General features: G+C 30.7%; 6 protein-coding genes. 4 read left to right on the top strand and 2 right to left on the bottom strand.

The features are described from left to right. Positions 1 to 605 precede the first annotated feature (605 nt). Entirely contained in the window at positions 606 to 1,016 is a 411-nt protein-coding gene (locus ENL20_12725; protein HHE39414.1) for a hypothetical protein, read from the bottom strand. Between the two features lie 38 nt (positions 1,017 to 1,054). Then, the gene (locus ENL20_12730) at positions 1,055 to 2,341 is read right to left on the bottom strand and encodes a right-handed parallel beta-helix repeat-containing protein (protein HHE39415.1); all 1,287 of its coding nucleotides are present in this window, start codon (positions 2,339 to 2,341) and stop codon (positions 1,055 to 1,057) included. Positions 2,342 to 2,541: 200 nt separating this feature from the next. On the opposite strand from ENL20_12730, the gene ENL20_12735 reads away from it, so the two are divergent. The 4 genes from ENL20_12735 to ENL20_12750 are packed head-to-tail and all read left to right on the top strand — an operon-like array spanning position 2,542 to position 3,703. Beyond that, the gene (locus ENL20_12735) at positions 2,542 to 2,877 is read left to right on the top strand and encodes a nucleotidyltransferase domain-containing protein (protein ID HHE39416.1); all 336 of its coding nucleotides are present in this window, start codon (positions 2,542 to 2,544) and stop codon (positions 2,875 to 2,877) included. Further along, positions 2,856 to 3,227, top strand: coding sequence for a HEPN domain-containing protein (locus ENL20_12740; protein ID HHE39417.1), 372 nt, complete (start codon positions 2,856 to 2,858; stop codon positions 3,225 to 3,227). Before ENL20_12735 ends, ENL20_12740 begins: the two co-directional genes overlap by 22 nt. A 31-nt stretch (positions 3,228 to 3,258) precedes the next feature. Next, on the top strand, positions 3,259 to 3,450 hold the full coding sequence (locus ENL20_12745) for a hypothetical protein (GenBank protein ID HHE39418.1): 192 nt from the start codon (positions 3,259 to 3,261) through the stop codon (positions 3,448 to 3,450). Between the two features lie 34 nt (positions 3,451 to 3,484). Beyond that, on the top strand, positions 3,485 to 3,703 hold the full coding sequence (locus ENL20_12750; protein ID HHE39419.1) for a hypothetical protein: 219 nt from the start codon (positions 3,485 to 3,487) through the stop codon (positions 3,701 to 3,703). Positions 3,704 to 3,796 lie beyond the last annotated feature (93 nt).

Raw genomic sequence — 3,796 nt, forward strand, 5'->3', positions numbered from 1 at the left:
CATTAATTCTCCTGATTTTGATTTTTTTGTTACCGATTTTTCAGCAACGATTTTAATGTCAAATGTTTTCTGGATAGTGCAAAACTACAAAGGCACCAAGACACAAAGAGTAATTAAAAACGGTTCTTCACGAATTTTTATGATTATGATTTATCAATCTTCCGGGAGATTTAAATATCCATAAAAAACAAAAAAAATTGAATTTTATTAATAACAATCATATACAAGTTTTAACTTTTAAAGAGTTGGATTTTAATAAACTCAAGAGAATCTTGGGGATAGAAAATAAGAATTTAATCAACTCTGTCCGTCTATCACTGTGATTAAAAAAGAGTTGAACAACAATATATCTATCAATGATGACTTTAATTCAATCCGGCAACTGACGGATTTGCTTGATGAACAGATTTAATGAAATTTTAAAATAAATTGAAATTTCTTTAAAAAACATAAAAATTCGTGAAGAGCCAAAAAAACAAACATAAATGTAATTTTTTACTAACATTTCTCGCTTGAAATAGATTTGATATTTGTTTAGACAAGAAGTAGATATTTATGAATCGAGATAATTTGCAAAGAAATTGGAATAACTCCGGTAGAATTATCTATTTGTAGAATGACCGGAGAGCATTTTTTTTCCTGAACAAAATTATCGAAAAAATAAATCCTGTAAATAGACCGGCACAATTAAAAATCAGATCAACCGGATTGAATGTTCTTCCAGGGATGAGCATTTGATGAAATTCATCAAAAACAGCTAAAATGACAGATAAGATGATCATAATTGAAAGTAGATTAAATTTTCTCTGTTTTTTCCCATTGATTTTCCAGAGAAAGAAAATTATCGAAAATATCAGATATATAAAGAAATGGAAAACATAATCCAGCCTGAATTCGAATTTTATTATATTTATTTTTGGAGTTGATAAACCGGGTATAGATGAGATAATGATTATTATTGATAACCATATCCAAAACAAAAATCTGAATAATCTTTCTTTATTTCTTATTCTCATGAGAGCAAATAAAATATCTGTGATTTTTACGGCAATGTTTATTTGTTATTAAACGGTTTTTCATCCGGATTCCAATCCCAATCTCCATAAGAACCACCATAAATTCCATAAGCGGTTTTTGATCCAATAAGCTCTTGTAGTTCAGGATTTAAAGGATCTTTCACTAAAATTTGACCTTTTCCCCATTTTGTTACCAATAATTCTACCTTATTTGATTCTATTTTAAAATTAAATCCATTTTCAAATAAATTTCTTTCCTCAAGAAAAGTAAATTTTTTCTGATCTTCAGCAGGTTTATATCCAAAAGCAAAATCTGCTTCTTTGTTGTTGGATAATAAATTTTTCTCGATCAGGTAATTTCCTTCCTTGCAGTTCATCCAAATTCCAACCAATGGAGCAACCCATTGTTCTTCAATTCCGCAGTTGATAATGACGTTGTTACAAATATCGATCTTTGCTTCTTCAGACCATCCGGCAATTCCGACATTACCAATATTATAAATGAAATTGTTCCGGCAATTCATTATACTTTCTCCGGTCGCAATAATTCCCCAACCTCTCAAATCACGAATCAGGTTATTTTTCACAGCCACCCGACTTGTTCCAAATGATCCGACACCTTTCCAATAATGATGAATAACATTTCGATAAATATCAGCTTCTGCATTCCAGGTAATGCCGATTCCTGCTCCTCGTCCGTTGTAGATCAAATTATCATGTATTATTGCTCTTGCTCCGCGATAAAGAGCAACTCCATCCCAGGAATTATCATGGATCTCGTTATGATGGATATTCAGTAAAGCTCCTTCCCTGCCGATAATTCCTCCGATTCCAGCAATTGTTTTCTCAAAATCTCCCTGATTATCTCTGATAATGCAACCTGTTATTTCCACATTTGAATTGCGGACTACAACAGCAGCACAAGTTGCTTCTCCATCTTGATCGCGAATTCCTCCGGTAATCGTTAGATCTTTCAAAACCAGACGAGTACAATTTTCAATAAATATCCCATAACCTGAATTTGTTTTGATAATAACGCTGTCTCTATCTGCCCCGATTATTTCCAGTGATCTTTCTTTGATATGCAGTCCGGTTGTAACCTCGATATCTTTTAAATGTTCCAGACCGTTTCCGGAAAAAGGATCGATAATAGGACTTGTAGTAAATTCATAAATACCAGGATTAAATTGTATTATCTGATCTGTTTCGGATATAGCAATAGCTTTCATTAATTGTTCGGTATTTGAAACTTTCACTTCCAGAATTTGAGAAGCCAGCATGGTTAGACAGTTCAATGTAATAAAAAGAATAATAATATACTTCATAATAACCTTGGGAAAATAGATTTTTGTAGTGCTATCGATGTCAATATAAATCTGGATGAGGAGTATATTTCATAAAAGATATGAAATATTGAAGCGGATAAATTTTACTCAAACGATGTCTTTTTGGACAAAATATTTGATTCCAGTTGACAGAATAAAGACAAAAAATTCAGTAAATCAAAAAAAAATAGGATTCGAAAATGTCGAAGGAAGAAATTTTCTCAATTTTGGTAAGTATTATAAAAAGTAGAGTAAAATCTATTTATGAAATTGTTGTTTTTGGTAGTTATGCGAAAGGTATCCAAAATATTGAGAGCGATGTTGATATCGCCATAATCATCCAGAATAAAATATCAAGAAAGATGAAATTAAAATTATTGAATGATTTATGGCTTGAAACTGCAAAAGTTGGTTTAGATGTTGATTTGATCATAAAAACTTTGGATGATTATCGAAAAGAACAGAAAATTTTCGGAACAATTGCTAATAATATTTTCAATGAAGGTAATTCCTTATGGAAAATGAAATTGACTTAATCGAAAAATGGAAAATCAAAGCAGACCATGATCTGAAAATTGTTGAACAAGGCTTGAAAAATGATTATATAGTTACGGATGTACTTTGTTTTCATTGTCAGCAGGCTGCTGAAAAATTCTTGAAAATGTTTCTTGTACGCCATAAAATAAAATTCGCAAAAATTCATAATATTGCTGTATTATTGGAAAAATGTAAAACGATTGATAAAACTTTTATGGAGTTGGATAATACTATTTATCTGACTAATTATACTGTTCAGTTAAGATATCCCGATGATTTTTATATTCCGGATGTTCAAGAAACAAAAGACGCCTATCAGGATGCAATAAGAGTAAAAAAATTGTATTAGAAAGAATTGATTTAAATATAAGGAATTAATTATGAATTGTCCAAACCAGGAGAAGAATCAACAATCCTGCAATTGCTCGTATCCTTGCGGGAAAAAAGGAATTTGCTGCGAATGTATCAGTTATCACAGATCGAGAAGAGAACTGCCTGCCTGCTATTTTTCAAATGATGCGGAAAGAACTTATGATCGCTCGATCTCGTATTTTATTGAATTGAATTCGTGAGTGATGAAATTAATAGATCATTAAGGAGGTTTTCATGAGTTCATTACAATCTTATCTTTTAGATTTAACACAAGATATTCCTTTAAAATATCTTAAGGAAATTATCGATTATGCTGAATTTATAAAACAAAAAGTAAAAAATGAAAAAATGAGTGATACGGAATATCTTAACAGTATTCCGGGGATGACGGATTCTATTATCAAGGCTTCCAAAACAGATTTGAAAGAATGCTCAAAAAAATTGGAGTGGTAATGTATGAACTATATTTCACTCCCCAAGCTCTAAAAGATGCAAAAAAAAATTAAAGATTCAAAATTACAGAAAAAGATTGAAAAATTGTTAAAA

The sequence above is a fragment of the Candidatus Cloacimonadota bacterium genome (genome assembly GCA_011372345.1).
GTDB lineage: Bacteria > Cloacimonadota > Cloacimonadia > Cloacimonadales > TCS61 > DRTC01.

Coding starts and splice junctions, on each gene's coding strand:
- ENL20_12725 (HHE39414.1), bottom strand. CDS start 1,016: ATGAGAATAAGAAATAAAGAAAGATTATTCAGATTTTTGTTTTGGATA.
- ENL20_12735 (HHE39416.1), top strand. CDS start 2,542: ATGTCGAAGGAAGAAATTTTCTCAATTTTGGTAAGTATTATAAAAAGT.
- ENL20_12750 (HHE39419.1), top strand. CDS start 3,485: ATGAGTTCATTACAATCTTATCTTTTAGATTTAACACAAGATATTCCT.
- ENL20_12745 (HHE39418.1), top strand. CDS start 3,259: ATGAATTGTCCAAACCAGGAGAAGAATCAACAATCCTGCAATTGCTCG.
- ENL20_12740 (HHE39417.1), top strand. CDS start 2,856: ATGGAAAATGAAATTGACTTAATCGAAAAATGGAAAATCAAAGCAGAC.
- ENL20_12730 (HHE39415.1), bottom strand. CDS start 2,341: ATGAAGTATATTATTATTCTTTTTATTACATTGAACTGTCTAACCATG.